This is a genomic window from Limnobacter alexandrii (genome assembly GCF_005871185.1).
GTDB classification, from domain to species: Bacteria; Pseudomonadota; Gammaproteobacteria; order Burkholderiales; family Burkholderiaceae_B; genus Limnobacter; species Limnobacter alexandrii.
In genome coordinates, this window is sequence record NZ_SWKN01000006.1 from 695,476 (window position 1) to 710,439 (window position 14,964).

Annotated in this window: 13 protein-coding genes; 4 read left to right on the forward strand and 9 right to left on the reverse strand. The window is 52.4% G+C overall.

The genetic code is table 11. The features are described 5' to 3' along the window. Positions 1-536: 536 nt before the first annotated feature. Together sctJ and FCS97_RS03545 are read right to left on the reverse strand one after the other, a co-directional pair. Positions 537-1,391 carry a type III secretion system inner membrane ring lipoprotein SctJ gene (sctJ, locus tag FCS97_RS03540; protein WP_171035152.1) on the reverse strand — a complete coding sequence of 285 codons (855 nt, stop codon included), beginning with the start codon at positions 1,389-1,391 and terminating at the stop codon, positions 537-539. 26 nt (positions 1,392-1,417) lie between these two features. Further along, the gene (locus tag FCS97_RS03545) at positions 1,418-1,807 is read right to left on the reverse strand and encodes an EscI/YscI/HrpB family type III secretion system inner rod protein (protein WP_138516644.1); all 390 of its coding nucleotides are present in this window, start codon (positions 1,805-1,807) and stop codon (positions 1,418-1,420) included. 199 nt (positions 1,808-2,006) lie between these two features. On the opposite strand from FCS97_RS03545, the gene FCS97_RS03550 reads away from it, so the two are divergent. From FCS97_RS03550 to FCS97_RS03565, 4 genes are all read left to right on the forward strand, one after another. Continuing rightward, on the forward strand, positions 2,007-2,684 hold the full coding sequence (locus FCS97_RS03550) for a hypothetical protein (RefSeq protein WP_138516646.1): 678 nt from the start codon (positions 2,007-2,009) through the stop codon (positions 2,682-2,684). 74 nt (positions 2,685-2,758) lie between these two features. Then, complete coding sequence (locus FCS97_RS03555) at positions 2,759-3,355, forward strand: hypothetical protein (RefSeq protein WP_138516648.1); 597 nt, start codon at positions 2,759-2,761, stop codon at positions 3,353-3,355. Between the two features lie 52 nt (positions 3,356-3,407). Then, on the forward strand, positions 3,408-4,604 hold the full coding sequence (gene sctE, locus FCS97_RS03560; RefSeq protein ID WP_138516650.1) for a type III secretion system translocon subunit SseC family protein: 1,197 nt from the start codon (positions 3,408-3,410) through the stop codon (positions 4,602-4,604). Next, positions 4,555-5,280, forward strand: a complete 726-nt coding sequence (locus FCS97_RS03565) for a hypothetical protein (RefSeq protein WP_138516652.1) — start codon at positions 4,555-4,557, stop codon at positions 5,278-5,280. The genes sctE and FCS97_RS03565 overlap by 50 nt, the downstream gene beginning before the upstream one ends. A gap of 88 nt (positions 5,281-5,368) precedes the next feature. On the opposite strand, the gene FCS97_RS03570 is transcribed toward FCS97_RS03565, so the two are convergent. The 7 genes from FCS97_RS03570 to FCS97_RS03600 all read right to left on the reverse strand — a co-directional run bounded on the left by FCS97_RS03570 (position 5,369) and on the right by FCS97_RS03600 (position 14,956). Beyond that, positions 5,369-7,048 (reverse strand): hypothetical protein, encoded by a 1,680-nt coding sequence (locus tag FCS97_RS03570; protein WP_138516654.1) that lies wholly within the window; start codon positions 7,046-7,048, stop codon positions 5,369-5,371. A 252-nt stretch (positions 7,049-7,300) separates the two neighbouring features. After that, positions 7,301-8,431 (reverse strand): acyl-CoA dehydrogenase family protein, encoded by a 1,131-nt coding sequence (locus FCS97_RS03575; protein ID WP_138516656.1) that lies wholly within the window; start codon positions 8,429-8,431, stop codon positions 7,301-7,303. 11 nt (positions 8,432-8,442) lie between these two features. Beyond that, entirely contained in the window at positions 8,443-10,377 is a 1,935-nt protein-coding gene (locus tag FCS97_RS03580) for an acetyl/propionyl/methylcrotonyl-CoA carboxylase subunit alpha (RefSeq protein ID WP_138516657.1), read from the reverse strand. Then, a complete protein-coding gene (locus FCS97_RS03585) occupies positions 10,370-11,533 on the reverse strand; it encodes an acyl-CoA dehydrogenase family protein (protein WP_138516659.1) in 1,164 nt (387 codons plus the stop codon). Before FCS97_RS03585 ends, FCS97_RS03580 begins: the two co-directional genes overlap by 8 nt. Before the next feature lie 38 nt (positions 11,534-11,571). Continuing rightward, positions 11,572-13,200, reverse strand: a complete 1,629-nt coding sequence (locus tag FCS97_RS03590) for an acyl-CoA carboxylase subunit beta (RefSeq protein ID WP_138516661.1) — start codon at positions 13,198-13,200, stop codon at positions 11,572-11,574. 96 nt (positions 13,201-13,296) lie between these two features. Further along, positions 13,297-14,205 carry an SDR family oxidoreductase gene (locus tag FCS97_RS03595; protein WP_246065798.1) on the reverse strand — a complete coding sequence of 303 codons (909 nt, stop codon included), beginning with the start codon at positions 14,203-14,205 and terminating at the stop codon, positions 13,297-13,299. A gap of 121 nt (positions 14,206-14,326) precedes the next feature. Continuing rightward, positions 14,327-14,956 (reverse strand): hypothetical protein, encoded by a 630-nt coding sequence (locus tag FCS97_RS03600; RefSeq protein ID WP_138516665.1) that lies wholly within the window; start codon positions 14,954-14,956, stop codon positions 14,327-14,329. Positions 14,957-14,964 lie beyond the last annotated feature (8 nt).

The following is a 14,964-nucleotide window of genomic DNA, read 5'->3' on the forward strand; positions in this document are numbered from 1 at the left end:
TCTGATGGTCCCGAGTAGCCGAATTGGGTCCACTTCTTTGATGTCTGGCGGTAAATCGAGAATGAGGTTGGCAAGTCTGGAAGAATAGGTTTTAAGCGCCCTGGCTAACAGTTCTCTTCCTAGCAGAGTTGGATTGTTACCAAAACATGCAGGCGAACAAAGCCAGTCGGCCTGTAGGGGTTTTGTCCGGATTAAAGCAAGGGCACTGTATAAATAATCCTGCTCTTTTAGATACCGTGACTGCCACATTGTGTGGACGCTGATAGCAGGGAGTGCATTCCCCAATCGCATAAGTCCTAAGATGAAAATAGTACGAGTGTTGTTGGGTTGCGCCTCGTTGTAAGAGTCTAGTGCGTAGTTCTCCCAAATTTGTCTGCACGCTCTGATTGAGAGGTCGCTGCAATTTGGAGACCATTCATTCTGTTGCGCACTACGCACGTGAAAATGGAAATAAGGCCATTTCCGGTTACCTGGGTGGACAGGAAGCTCCAGTTTCCGCGGTACAAGTGCGTGCAAAACTGATGATGCAGTTCCGTTCAACGCGTCCATCCTTTGACCTTCCTCGTCAAAAATGCGAGACGGTTAATCCATGATCTTGGAAATGGCACTGAGGCGCCTTTGATTGATTCGGGTGTTTCCACATCGGGGTTGCCTTTTAGCAGTGCCCAGTATTGAAATATCAGATAGGAAAACGAAACTATCAGGATGATTACTAATGAAATCAGCGTAAAAAGTAGCCAACCTAGTTTTGTTGCTGAGTTTTTTTCGACTATAAAACCACCGAGACGCTCAAATTCAACAGACCTTGCGTCGCTTTCCTGAGACGGGATCATGACCACACTGATGTTCTCCAAAGAGCTTGAGTCAAGTCCAGGAATGCTATTTTTGACCATCTGTTTAATGCGGGTAATGATCGATGTGAGATCGACCCTAGGCGAATGCTTGATGAATACAGCCGCACTGGAAGGCTTGATGGGTTCTCCCGGCGCGGTACGTTCTGGTAGAACCACATGTACTCTCGCATTGATTACGCCATCAATAAAAGAGAGCGTGTTTTCAAGTTCCTGAGAAAGCGCGAATATATAGCGTGCCCTTTCTTCCATGGGTGAGGAGATAAGTCCGTCTTTCTTGAAGACATCACCTAGCCGGTCATGCTGCCGTCGCGGCAACCCCTCATTGTTCAGATGATTCAGAGATATGGATATTTGATCTTGAGGAACAAGAATCTGCAGACCTGTTTTTGTCGTGATTTTGGTGGCGTCAATGCCCTTGTCCAGAAGTGTTGACAGTACCTTATTGGCTTCGCGTTCTTCCAGGCCGTTTAAGAGTTCTACCCTGCTGGTGCAGCCAAGCAACATTGCTGTCAAAAGTCCCACCCAAATAAGCTGCATAAAGGATCTCAACATTACTCTGCCTGTTATTGAAGATGGGTTAACTGATCCAGGTTCTTGGTAGATTTACTGACCATCTCCCCCATCATCTGTGTTTCTATGCTGAGTTGAGTCAATTGCAGTTGCATCTGCAAAAGGTCGGCCGTGTTGTTTGTGTTCGCGTGATTCTTAGCCAATTCCCCCATCGCATCTACCCTGTTTTTCAAGTGATCAGATGCATTGTCGAGCGATGCGGACAGATTGGTAAATACGCCAAACTGGTTGCCTGTAATCGCATCAGTACTCAATTTTTCCGGTTCAGCAAATAGTGTGGCCTGAAAGTCATGAATATCTACCTGAGAAGGTGGGACCACGGTGGCCTGAAGACCCCAGTCGGCAGGGCCCAATACAGGGGGTGGAGTCGCTATAAGAGTCACTTTTGCCTCGCTTTTCTAGTATTTGTTTACTCTTTATCTAAGTGTCCCCACCTGCTTGACAGTTCCTCGCTCATATTGCGAATTTTTTTTTCGAACAAGTGAACTTCCGGGTGCTTGTTGTTTACCTAAAAAATACGAGGAGCAATAAAGGTTGAACTGAAGTTCGCTTCTTGTCTTTCACCTAATCAAAGGGGGATTTATGGCAGTTCAAGAGTTAAGTACCAGTTCACACCTGGTTGAATCGCAGGCATATGCCTTTGAGTTCAATCAGGCAAGTCAATCGCTGCGTATCACGGAAAAGGGGAATTCGAATCTTTCTTTTTTGGTATGGGGCGACCCTCATCAGACTGTGCAGGTTAAAAATCAGCAGGGTGCATGGGAAAACCATGGAAGCCTACGTCATGACGATTTTTATACAAATCGCTCTTATGTTCTTGAGGACGGCACAAAGGTTGAAATGAAAACTGTGCCTGGACAGGGGGCATTTGCAGACGGTAAGGCGACTTTCACCAACGAGGTAATCATCACAAGTCCAGATGGAAAATTTGCCGTTCATGTGACTGGACTTTATCGAGATCATGAATTGGCGCAGGGACGCTCTGGCGAAATGAGAGTGAGGATTCTTCTGGACGAAACCCAGCAGGCGAGAAAACTTGATGCTGATCACTCAGACGGATGGACTTTTTTACTGAATGACGGCGCTCTCGATTTGTTCATTCCTGAAAAATACGCGAGTGTTTCGGAACACCTCAAAGCAATTGGGGGGGGCTCCCTTATGCCTGGAATAGACCTGGTTGATTTGCAAGTTGGTATGCAGGATCAATACGCAAATACAGAGCAAAACAACCAAAAGAACAAGGAGGCAAACAACCGTTGAAGCAGGGCAGTTGCAAGTGAGTTTAATAACGTTTCACTTAATTGATGAACCAATTTTAAAGGATGGAATTGAACATGGCCAATATTGATACAAACTTCAAAACTGGAAGTTACCAGCATGAACTGGCAAGCCTGACCCTATCAACTACCTCGGGATTTCGATCTGGAGACATTTTTGATCAATTCGCAATTTTCTTTGCGCAGCGATATGGCGAGGTGAAGAATGAAGCGGGCGCTTTGATGGAAAAAGCAGAAGCTCACCGTCGATTGAATCAGGCCAAGAAGGATGCGTTGAATTCACTGACAGCCACCGGTGAGAAAGGAAGGTTTGAGACAAGTAAGGAGGCAGCTGCACCGGCATTGACTGTACTGGATACTATTATCAGCGACAAAAGCGGTCGTTTCTCTAAAGAACAAATCGACATGGCGACGAGTCTAAAAAGTTCCATCACTGATGACAGCATTTTGGGGGCCTCGGAAAAAGCGAATTTCGATACCCTGGTGAATAGATACTACAGCGTTGATGGTAACGGCGAAGCCGTGATGGATGATGCAATTCTCAACATGATGATCCAATCCATCATGGGCGATATCTCCAACCTTTCCAATGCGATGAGTGGCACCGTGAAGAAGAAGGACGACACTGAAGGCGCTGTGATCAGAAATTTCTAAAAACGCATGATGATGAGCCCGGCTTCGTGCCGGGTTTCTTTTTGGAGTTGCTATGGTTGATTCAATACCAAGTCAAATTGTTCCTGCTGGAACGTCAGTTGTACAGCCTCCCACTTTGGTTTCTGCTGGTGAAAGTCCACTGGATTTCTTGGCGGAATATCTGTTTGGCGCACCCCGCGGTGAAGCTGCTCCTTCGCATTTGGCGGCTCTACCTGCAGATGAAAAGTCGCAGCAAGCGATGGCGGCTGCACGTGAATTTCTTGACACGATTTTGGAAGATGATGAGTTCGCACATCTCGTGTTATCCGCGATTCTGGGTCGCTCTGCCGCTGACAAGGCACTTGAGGCAGCCAATACAACAAGCGGCGTAAAAAAATCAGTTGAATTGAATCAACTTCGGGAAATCGTAAAACGAGCAAAAGCCGAGGCAAAGGCACAGGCTGGTGGAATTCTAGCGAAAATTTTCAAGTGGATTGCGATTATTATTGCTGCAATTGGCGCTGCATTTGCCGTGATTGCAAGTGGGGGCGCTGCCACACCGGTAGTAGCCTGCCTTGTTGCAGGACTCGTATTGGCTCTTTGGGATATGGGGGCTGAAATTGCAAGTGAAATTACTGGAGACCCAGCCAAGGGCTTCGCTTGGGCAATGGGCGAAATGATGGCCGGTGTGGTTAAGGCATTTGGCGGCTCTGAAGAGGAAGTTGAAAAGGCTCGGGATTTGGGTGGAATGATCCTGGCGATTGTCATCCAAACCACTATTGGCCTGGTAGGTGTGACTGCCTTAATGAAAGGCTTAAGTAAGGGTGCAGAAAATGCCGCCCGTGCAGGGGTTGCTGCAAATGCGGTAGATGATGCAACAAAAGCTGGCGCCAATGCGGGTGCTAATGGTGCAAGTGCAGGGGCCAATACAACTGATGAGTCTATCCAGAAAATAACCGAACTCGTTAGGCGGATTATGGTTACTACGGAGGTGGCAGAATCGGTATCCATGATGGGCAACGGAGCAAGCACTATTCATTTGGCTGTGTTGCAAGAGAAAGTTGCGCAAGCGCAGGCAGATGAGTTGGAGGCCAATGCACTCTTGAAAATGATCCTAGATTTCTTTGAAACAAAGAAGGAGGAGTTGGAGGAGGAGATCAAGAAACTTCAAGAAGGTATTACAGGTGCTGGGAAGGTGAAGGAATCCAAGGATTCTGCTGTTGCAGAAATCATTGAAAACTGGTCACGGCCTGCATTCATCGCTGCATGATAAGGGGGACGAAATGAGTAACAGTGTTGTAACTGGAAACAGTGAGTTCTTTGCATGGCAGAAGGCCGATGTTGAGCGTCAATTGAATGGCTTGTTGCATGGTGACTTCTGGAGTGAATTGCGTTTGTTGTTTGCTAAATCTGCAGCCACTGAAAGTATACACGGGACGCAGTCCAGGCTAAAGGGCGGAGAAATGGCAGCCGACAGGTTCAATCTCGGAATGAAGCAGGCCGACGAGATTCGAAGCGCTGCCGCAAAGAGGTTAGCAGGCGCGATTGTAAGCGCGGTGATTGAAGCTGGAGCTGGTGTCGGGGGTATCATGCATGCGCGATCAATCGTGAAAGATGCCAAGGATTTTTCAGCTTCACTGGTAGGCAAGAAACCAGACGAAATTGCAAGGCTTACACAAGAGCGTGGTGTGAAAGACCAGGCCAAATTGATGATGCTTAACTTCGCATGGCAGAACCTTGCTCCCGCTCTTGGTAAGCTGGCTCAGGCCCCCGCTGAATATTCTGCATCGATCGATGATGCACAAGGAAAAGAGTTACAGGCGGCAGAGCAGTTCCTCGATTCTGTGTTGGACGAATTGAGCAAAATGGAAAGCCATGCACAAGACACAGCTCGTTCAAGTAGTTCGGCACTGGGAGAGGTTCGCTTGCCTCAAATTCAAATTTAAAAGAAAAAACCGGTGAGTGAAAAAGGCACCCCGAAGGGTGCCTTTTCACTTTGCCGGGGGGTCGGAGCCCCAGGCAATACTACAAAGCTTAGATGGGCAGACTGTCCGTGGGCAGCGCGCTGGTCAGTGCATCCAGTGGGCTTGCACCAGAGGAGATCGGCAGGCTGGAAGGATCCAGCAGGCTGGTCAGGGAGTCCAGAGGCGTTCCTGTGGAGGGGAAGCTTGGCAAGCCACCACCAGCGCCGCCACCTGCTGCCAGATCGGTCAGGATGCTGGGGTCGAGCAGCTCGGTCACCATGTCCAGGGGGGTACCTGTGGAAGGAATACCGGGCAGTCCACCTGCACCGCCACCAGCCAAGGCATCAGTCAGGATGCTGGGGTCGAGCAGTTCGGTAACCATGTCCAGGGGGGTGCCTGTGGAAGGAATGCCGGGCAGTCCGCCTGCACCGCCACCCGCCAAGGCATCAGTCAGGATGCTGGGGTCGAGCAGGGCTGTAACCTGATCCAAGGGTGTGCCGGTTTCAGGGAAGCTTGGCAAACCGCCGCCGCCACCGCCGGCCAACGCGTCAGTGACTGGGCCGAGTACTGCGTCCAAAGGTGTACCTGTGGGGCCACCTGCGCCACCACCGTCACCGCCTGGCAGGGGCAGGCCACCTGACAAAGCTGCGATCAGAGGATCGGTTACCGGGGTCAGTGCGTCGAAAGCCTGATTCAGGCCATCAGCCACAGGCTGTGACACCATGGGCAATGCGTCGGTGGCTGTGGCCAAGCCGTCAAATAAGGGAGCTGCTGCATCAAATCCTTGAGTCAAGCCGTCGTTCAAGGGGGCAAGCGCGGGGTCAAGCTGACCAACCACTTGTGCCAGGCCGTCGGCCAGTTGTGGTGTCACCATGCTCAGCCCACCACCCAGTTGCTCTGCAACTACGCGCAGGTTTACTGGCAAGGTGTCGGCAGCGGCTGTTACCAAGCCATCTTCGTTGCCAGCCAATACGTCAACCACCGGGGAAAGCGCTTCTTCAACCGCTTCGGTAATTGGTGTTACGTTTTCATCCAGAGAGTCTGTCACTGGTGCAAGGCCGGTCAGTGCATCGCTCAAGGTGTCGTTCACGGGCGTAAGTGCGGGCTCGAGTGCATCGGTAATTGGTGCTGTTTCTTCCAGCACTGGGTCGAGAGCCTCAGTCACAGGTGCCAAGGCACCGACGGGGGCATCCACAACTGTTGTTACAGGTGAAAGTGCGTCCAGGGTTTCTTCAAGTGCTGGTGAAGCTGGGCCTGCTGCATCGGTCACTGGCTCGAGTGCGCCTGCGGCTGCTTCGCCAGATCCGCCACCTGAAGCACCACCACCTGCGCCGCCGTCGTTGTCATCGCTGCCTAGCACGAATGCTGCACCAGCAGCAGCGGCCAGTGGGCCAGCCAAACCGCCTGCAGCCAAACCTGCGCCGAACAGGCCGAACATGCCGCCTGCGCCGGTTACTGCAACAGTTTCGCCTTCGGTCAATAATTCGAATTCGCCTTCGGCTACTTCAAATTCCGCACCGTTTTCGCCTTCTTTCAATGTGGCCACGGCGTTGGATTGCAAAATTCCTTCGGTGGCTGTTTGACCGTCTGCTCCGGGGAACTCGATGTAGGCAGAGCCTTCGGCACTGGTGGTGACAGTGTCACCAGCAGAAATGATGTCGCCTTCTTTAAGAAGGACCTGTTCTCCGTCGGGACGGGTTACAGAAACCTCGCCCAACACGCTTTTGATGATTCCAGTGATATTAGCCACAGTGCATTCTCCGACAATGGTGTGTTCATTTAAAAGTTCGGCAAAAGTTTCGCCTTGTGAGAGTTTTACTGGCCGTAATCAGGAAATGGATGTGAATATTTCCTAATAATTAACAATGTTTAACAAAATTTGTAGGTTTTATACTGACAAATCCTGATTGGCCGCATGTAAAGCACTCTTGGGGAAAGCCGATTGAACTTTATTCGTTGTAGTTCAGCCAGTTAGTGTAACTCTTTCGGGGGGTAATTTGCATCACCATGCCAACTGCCGTATGGCCAGTTCTTTCATGATTTCCTCAGCACCACCGCCAATGCACATCACTTTCACCTCCCGGTAAATCCGTTCAGTTGAGCTTCCCCGCATAAAACCCATGCCACCCAGTATTTGTACAGCGTCATTTGCGCAATGTTGCAGGGTTTGAGTGGACTGGTTTTTCAGCAGGCAAATGTCGGCGACCAGTGCTTCGTTGATGTCACCTTGATCAATGCGTGCAATGGTTTCATCGAACCAGGCCTCAGTGGCGCGAATTTTCATGCGCATGTCGGCCAGTTTGTGGGCGATCACTTGGTGTTCGATCAGGCGCTTGCCAAAGGTTTGACGGTTTTGTGCCCAGTCCAGTGCTTCGTTCAGGCACACCTTGGAGAAACCGATACAAGCACCAGCCAACATGAGGCGTTCGGTGTTGAAGTTTTCCATGATGATGCGGAAACCTTTGCCTTCTTTGCCCACCAAATAGCTTGCAGGAACTTCCACATTGTCGAAGTAGATGCTGGCGGTGTCGCTCATCCACCAGCCGGTTTTCTTCAGGGGGCTGCGCGTAAGGCCGTTGGCCTGGCCGGGCACCATGAGAACAGAAATACCGCGTGCACCGGGCTCGCCAGTGCGAACTGCCACGGTAAGCCAATCTGCACGTACGCCGCTGGTGATAAATACCTTTTCACCGTTGATTCGATAGTGGGGTACGCCGTCTTTTTGAAACAGCTCGGCTTTGGTTTTCAGGTTGGCCACATCCGATCCACCCGAGGGTTCGGTAATGGCCAAGGCACTGATGGCCTCACCTTTTAATACATCGGGCGCGATCATTTGCACCAGTTCTTCACGGCCGTGGTTCAACAGTGGAGGCAAACCGATATTGTGACTGAACAGGCCAGCCAGCAAGCCGCCACTGCCGGCAGAGCACACCAGATTGGACAGCTTCAAGCGATCCGCCAGGGTGCATTCAAATCCGCCGACTTCTTCTGGATAGCCCAAACCGAGCAGGCCCAGTTCGCCAGCTTGTTGGTAAAGTTCTCGAGGGAACTCTCCGGCTTCATCCCACTCGTTGATGTGGGGTTTGATTTGTTCATTTACGAATCGCTCAACGGAGCGGAAGAAATCGTCCATGGCGTGTGTCCTTATTGGGCAGGCTTCAACTGAACCATGAGTTGTTTCAATTTCATTTGATCGCCTACATTCACATGTACTGCCTCGACCACGGCAGCTGATTTCACTGTAATGCGATGCTCCATTTTCATGGCCTCCAGGCACACCAACACCGCGCCGGCTTCAAGCTGTTGACCAGGCTGAACCAGTACTTGTGTGATTTTGCCGTTCATGGGGCTGGTGATGTTGGGCTGGAATACACCTTCACCCAGTGCGGAGGCGCTGAGCAGGGTTTCATCCTCGACCAATACGGCTTGCGGGTTCAGCCAGCTTTTGACCCAAACGCCTTGATTGCTGGCAAGTAAGGTGCAGCGTTGAATTTGCGATTGCGCAATGTGGATTGTTTCGTCGCCGAGTCCATTGATGGTGTAGGCGTTGCTGCCCTGGGTCACTTGAAGCAACAGCGTTTTACCCTTGACCTTGAGCTTCAAGGGACGCACCAGCGCGCGTGTGCTGGAGAAGTTGTTCAACGGCCCGGGCCAGGTACGCGAGTTGCTGTTTTGCTCGAACGCAATATATGCAGCAGCCACTGCAATTTCATGCTGAAACACTTGGGGTGCAAGCAAGGCATCGGCGTGCGTGGCCAGAAAACCTGTGCCAAACTCGCCACCCTGAAACACTGGGTGGCTGGCAATGCGTTGCAGGTAAAGTGCATTGTGTTCAAAGCCGACAAGTACGGTTCTGTTGAGTGAGTCGGCCAGCTTTTCGCAGGCAGCCAAGCGATTGTCGGCATGCACAATGACTTTGGCCAACAGGCTGTCGTACCAGGGGCTGACTTCACCGCCCACTTGCAGAGCGTGGTCGCAGCGGCTGTTGGGGTCGGGCTGCCAGGCCAGGACTGGTCCGGTTTGCGGCATGAAGTCGCGTGCTGGGTCTTCTGCGCACAAGCGACCTTGAATGGCATGGCCTGTGAACGTGATTTGCTCTTGTTGCAGGCTAAGTTGTTCGCCCGATGCAATGCGCAATTGCCACTGCACCAAATCAATTCCCGTGATTGCTTCGGTGACGCCGTGCTCAACCTGCAAACGGGTGTTCATTTCAATGAAGTAAAAGTTGCCTTGGGTGTCGAGCAAAAATTCAACCGTGCCTGCGCCCACATAGCCGGTGGCATGCACCAGTTTCAGTGCCGCTTCACCCATGCGTGCGCGAAGTTCAGGGCTCACTGCGGGGCTGGGTGCTTCTTCGACAATTTTTTGGTGGCGGCGCTGCACTGAGCAATCGCGCTCGCCCAAATGCACGGCGTGACCATGAGTATCAGCCAACACCTGAATTTCAATGTGGCGCGGGTTGATGATGGCTTTTTCAAGCATGACCCGGTCGTCGTTGAACGCGTTCTTTGCTTCGAGTTGGGCAGAGTGCAGTTGCGATGCAAACTCGGATTCATTCAGTACCAGGCGCATGCCACGCCCACCACCACCTGCCAGGGCTTTGATCATGACCGGGTAGCCGATGCGCAGCGCCGCGGCCATCAGGTCGCTTACGTTTGCGTTGGGTTCGCTAAAACCCGGTATGCAGGGCAAGCCTGCCTGCTGTGCAATTTCTTTGGCTCGGGCTTTGTCGGCCATGTAGGCAATGGCCTGGGGGGTGGGGCCAACCAGGGTAATTCCCGCGTCCGCGCAGGCTTGTGCAAAGGCGGGGCTTTCCGATACAAAACCGTAACCAGGGTGTATGGCATCTGCACCGGCTTGCAGGGCCGCTTCAATCAGCTTGTCGATTCGCAAATAAGATTCAAGCGAGGGTGCGGGGCCAATGCAGTAAGCTTCGTCGGCTTCTTGCACATGCATGGCTTTTTCATCGGCCTCGGAATACACGGCGACCGTTGCAATACCCATGGGCTTGGCCGCGCGCAATATTCTGCGCGCAATTTCATTGCGGTTGGCAACCAGCAGTTTCTTGATTCTAGGCATTCTTTTTCTTGCCCGGCAAAATACCCATGAACTTGCAGATGATGCCCAGCATCACCTCGTCTGCACCACCACCAATGGAAATGAGGCGACCATCGCGGTACAACTGCGAGGCCGGGTTTTCCCAAGTGAAGCCCATACCACCCCAGAATTGCAGGCATTTGTCGGCCACTTCACGCACCAGTCGGCCGCTTTTGAGTTTGCACATGCTGGCCAGTTCAGTGACTTCGCCACCGGCCACATATTCTTCAGTGGCCTGCCACACCAAGGCACGCAAAGCTTCAATTTCGGTTTTCAATTCAGCCAGGGTGAAGTGCACTACTTGTTGGTCCAGCACGGTGCTGCCGAATAACTGGCGCTGGCGTGTGTAATTGATGGTTTCATTCACCACATGCATCATGCCTTCGATGCTGTTGGCCGCGCCCCAAAGGCGCTCTTCCTGAAACTGGATCATTTGGTACATGAAGCCCGCACCTTCCATGCCGATCAGGTTGCGTTGGGGTACGCGCACATTGTCGAAGTGGATCAGGCCGGTGTCGGAAGCCCACATGCCGATTTTGTGAATCTTCTTCTCGATCGTAATGCCCGGGGTTTTCATCGGCACAATAATCAGCGATTTGTTCTGGTGCGGTTTGCCTTCGCTGGTGTTGGCCAGCAGGCAGATCCAGTCGGCTTGCAAGCTGTTGGTGATCCACATTTTGCTGCCATTGATGATGTAGTCGCTGCCGTCTTTTTTGGCGGTGGTTTTTACACCGGCTACATCAGAACCCGCACCGGGTTCGGACACGCCAATACACGCCACCATGTCACCCGCAACTGCAGGAGCCAGAAATTCACGGCGCAGTTCGTCGCTGCCGAACCGCGCCAAAGCGGGCGTGGCCATGTCGGTTTGAACGCCGATGGCCATGGGTATGCCGCCACAATGAATTTTTCCCAAAGCTTGCGCCGCCACCACGGAATAGCTGTAGTCCAAACCCATGCCGCCAAACTCTTCCGGTTTGGTTAGGCCAAGCAAGCCAAGATTACCCATCTTTTTGAACAGTTCGTGGGCGGGAAACATTTGTTCTTGTTCCCAGGTGGCCACGTGTGGATTGATCTCGTTTTCCACAAATCGTTCGATGGTGCGTTGTAGTTCTTTGTGTTCCTGGCTTAGTCTCACTGCACTTCCTCCTCGTTATTGGGTACTACTGATACGCATTAGGGGCGGGCCACGCCAAATTGCATGGGCTGCACACTGCGCTCTTGTTGCAGGCAGGTGATTAGCGCAAGCGCCAATACCTGCCGGGTGTCTCTGGGATCGATCACGCCGTCATCCAGCAGCAGACCGCTGGTGTGAAATGCGCTGGTTTGCGACTCAAACGTGTCGATGATTTGTTTTTTCATGTTTTCAAGCATGAATTCGGGTACTTCAATGCCTTTGCGGGCTGCGCTGGCCTGCATGACGGTGGCCATGGTGCCCGCTGCCTGCTCGGCACCCATCACCGCTGTTTTGCTGTTGGGCCAGGCAAACACAAAGCGTGGTCCAAATGCGCGACCACACATGCCATAGTTGCCAGCACCAAAACTGGCACCACACAACACCGTGATTTGCGGCACGGTGGCGTTGCTCACGGCTTGAATCATTTTTGAGCCGTGCTTGATGATGCCGCCCTGCTCGGCTTCCTTGCCCACCATGTAACCCGTGGTGTTTTGCAGATAGATGATTGGCGTTTTGGTTTGGCAGCAACTTTGAATGAAGTGTGTGGCTTTGGTGGCACCTGCGGTGTCGATTGGGCCCAGGTTGCTGATGATGCCGATTGAAACACCCATCAGTTTGGCGTATCCGCACAGGGTGGCTGAACCGTAGTTGGCTTTGAATTCCAGAAAATCGGAGTCGTCCACGATGCGTGCAATGACCTCACGCATGTCGACCGGGGTTTTGATGTCGGCAGGCATGACACCCAATAATTCTTCGGCCGGATAGCGGGGTGCGGGCGCGTTGGCATCCAAAGCAGGAAGAACATTGCGGTTGCTGTTGTTCCAGTCGATTTTTGCCATCACTTCGCGGGCCAGCGCAATGGCATGGCGGTCGTCGTCGGCGATGTAGTCGCCAAGGCCTGAGATGGAACAGTGCATATCTGCACCGCCCAATTCTTCATCAGTGGCGATTTCACCGGTGGCGGCCTTCAACAAAGGGGGGCCAGCGAGAAAGGCGCGCGCACGTTCACGCACCATGATGACCACGTCGCTTAAACCGGGAATGTACGCGCCACCCGCCGTGGATGAACCGTGCAGCACATTGACCACAGGCAAGCCCGCAGCGCTCAATTTGGCCAAACGGTAGAAGTTGCCGCCGCCCAGAATGAAATGCTCGACCTTGTACTTCAGCAGGTTGGCCCCGGCGGATTCGCCCAAATTAATAAAAGGCAGTTTGTTTTCCAGCGCAATGTCTTGGGCCCTTTGCATTTTCTCAATGCCCATGGCTTGCAAAGCGCCTGCCTCAATGCCGGAATCGCTGGCCACGACCATGCACAAGGTATTGGCCACATAGCCCAAGCCAGCAATGATGCCGCCGCCTGGAATGCTTTTCTCGGCTTTTTGGCCGTCTTGCATGTACCCGGCCAATGTGCTGAGTTCCAGAAAAGGGGAGCCTGAATCGAGCAGCAATGCCACTCGGTCACGCGGCAGCAGTTGCCCCCGTTTTGCAAACGAGGGAGCCGCTTTGGCCGATGCGTCGCGGGTGCGTTGTTCCAATGCCCGAAGTTCATTCAGGGCCGTTTCCATGTTGGCTTTGTTGAGTTCAAACTCGGCCGAGTTTGTGGCAACGGCGGTTTCTAAAATTGGCATTGAATTCTGTGCTCTTGGTGTAATAAAAAAATCAAACGTTTGTTTGATTTTGAGGGTGAGGCTTGGGTGTGTCAAGCCTTATGCATGAACTGCGGCTTATTTCTTTTGTTGGGCTGCGCGTGCCGCATCGCGACGTTGGATCACCTCGGGCACGCCACCCAGATGAAAGCTGTTGAATGCCGGGTTGGGTTTGCCAGTGCCCACTTGCCAGATACGGCGGGCGTTGGGCGCTGCGCCGTCAATTCGAATGCAAGAACCGGAAATGAAAGAGGCTGCCGGGCTGCACAAGAAAACCAGTGCGCCAGACACCTCGGCTTCCAGACCCAAGCGCTGCAGCGGAATTGTTTTGTCCAGTTGCATGATGGTTTGCTTCATGGGTTCGGGGTAAGTGTCCATGCCGCTGGAGGCAATGAAGCCCGGCGCAACCGCATTCACTCGCACGGGTGCCCACTCATTGGATGCTGTTTCCGAGAAGTTCAACATGCCCGCACGTGCCGCACCAGAGTGCCCCATGCCGGGCATGCCGTTCCACATGTCGGCAATGATGTTGGTGATGGACATGTCTGCTTCGCCGAGGTGCAACATCATGTACTGGTTGAACACTTCGCGGGCCATGAGAAAACCGCCTGTGAGGTTGTTGCGCACCACGGTTTCGAACCCTTTGCCGCTGATCATGTTCAAGGGCGATGGAAATTGCCCGCCAGCGTTGTTGATCAGGTGGTTGATTTTGCCGTGGGTTGCCAACACATCCGCCACGGTTTCCTTCACGCGTTCTTCTTCACGAATGTCGCAACTGTGCAGGGAAATTTTCACGGAACAGGTTTGCTCGATTTCCGCTTTCACGGTTTCCAGCTTTTCCATTTTTCGGCCAACCAAGGCGAGGTTGGCACCCAGGCTGGCAAGTTCATGCGCGGTACAGCGCCCAATGCCTGAACCACCGCCGGTGACCAGCACGGTTTGTCCAGCGAAAAGGTTGGGGCGAAACACGGATTGGAAGCTGTTCAAGAGGGTCACCTGTGAATTGTGCGTGTTAATTATTCAAACGATCGTTTGAATTTAACCACGCTTTTCGAGATTGTGCTTTCACACAATCCAATTCACAGGTCTTTTTTTTGAACCCATTTACTTATTGGTTGCCGGCATCTGCCAAACGGATGGTGTCTGTTTTGCTGAACATTTGATCTGCGAATGCAATGGTGTGGGTGTTCAGTGCGCGCGAGCTGTCATGTTCGGGGTCGCGGCTTGAGAAATCGGTTCGAATTGACTTTACGCGCCTGTACACCACGTCGAAGTGCTCAGGCATTACTTTCTGTACATAGGCCAAGCCGACCAGGTCGGCCAAGGTTTCTTCGAAGTGCACATTGTTTTTGAATTGAACGCCCAAGTGTTCTTGCAGTGCTTGCTTTGCGGCCACACGTTTTCCCTTTTCCGACATCAGGCAATGCGTCAATTCATGGGCTGAGGTGAACGCCAGGAATGCAGGTTCGGCACCTTCATGACCAGAATCAAGAAAGTGTGACCACACCCGCTTGGCATCGGCGTGTTGGTTCACATGCAGCACACACGCTTTGATACCGCTGTTGGTGAGAAACGGCGATGGGTTGTTCATGGTGCTCTCGCGGACATGAATGCGATTGGTGTCAATGGCGTAAACCTGCGCAAACTGCTCGATTTCCACCTTCATGGCGGCTGTGTCGGGCAGGGTTGCCTGTGGCGTGAACAAGCTCACCAAGCCAAAGAATAATCCGTTCCACATGACATGCT

Coding starts and splice junctions, on each gene's coding strand:
- sctJ (WP_171035152.1), bottom strand. CDS start 1,391: ATGCAGCTTATTTGGGTGGGACTTTTGACAGCAATGTTGCTTGGCTGC.
- FCS97_RS03550 (WP_138516646.1), top strand. CDS start 2,007: ATGGCAGTTCAAGAGTTAAGTACCAGTTCACACCTGGTTGAATCGCAG.
- FCS97_RS03555 (WP_138516648.1), top strand. CDS start 2,759: ATGGCCAATATTGATACAAACTTCAAAACTGGAAGTTACCAGCATGAA.
- sctE (WP_138516650.1), top strand. CDS start 3,408: ATGGTTGATTCAATACCAAGTCAAATTGTTCCTGCTGGAACGTCAGTT.
- FCS97_RS03575 (WP_138516656.1), bottom strand. CDS start 8,431: ATGGACGATTTCTTCCGCTCCGTTGAGCGATTCGTAAATGAACAAATC.
- FCS97_RS03580 (WP_138516657.1), bottom strand. CDS start 10,377: ATGCCTAGAATCAAGAAACTGCTGGTTGCCAACCGCAATGAAATTGCG.
- FCS97_RS03590 (WP_138516661.1), bottom strand. CDS start 13,200: ATGCCAATTTTAGAAACCGCCGTTGCCACAAACTCGGCCGAGTTTGAA.
- FCS97_RS03600 (WP_138516665.1), bottom strand. CDS start 14,956: ATGTGGAACGGATTATTCTTTGGCTTGGTGAGCTTGTTCACGCCACAG.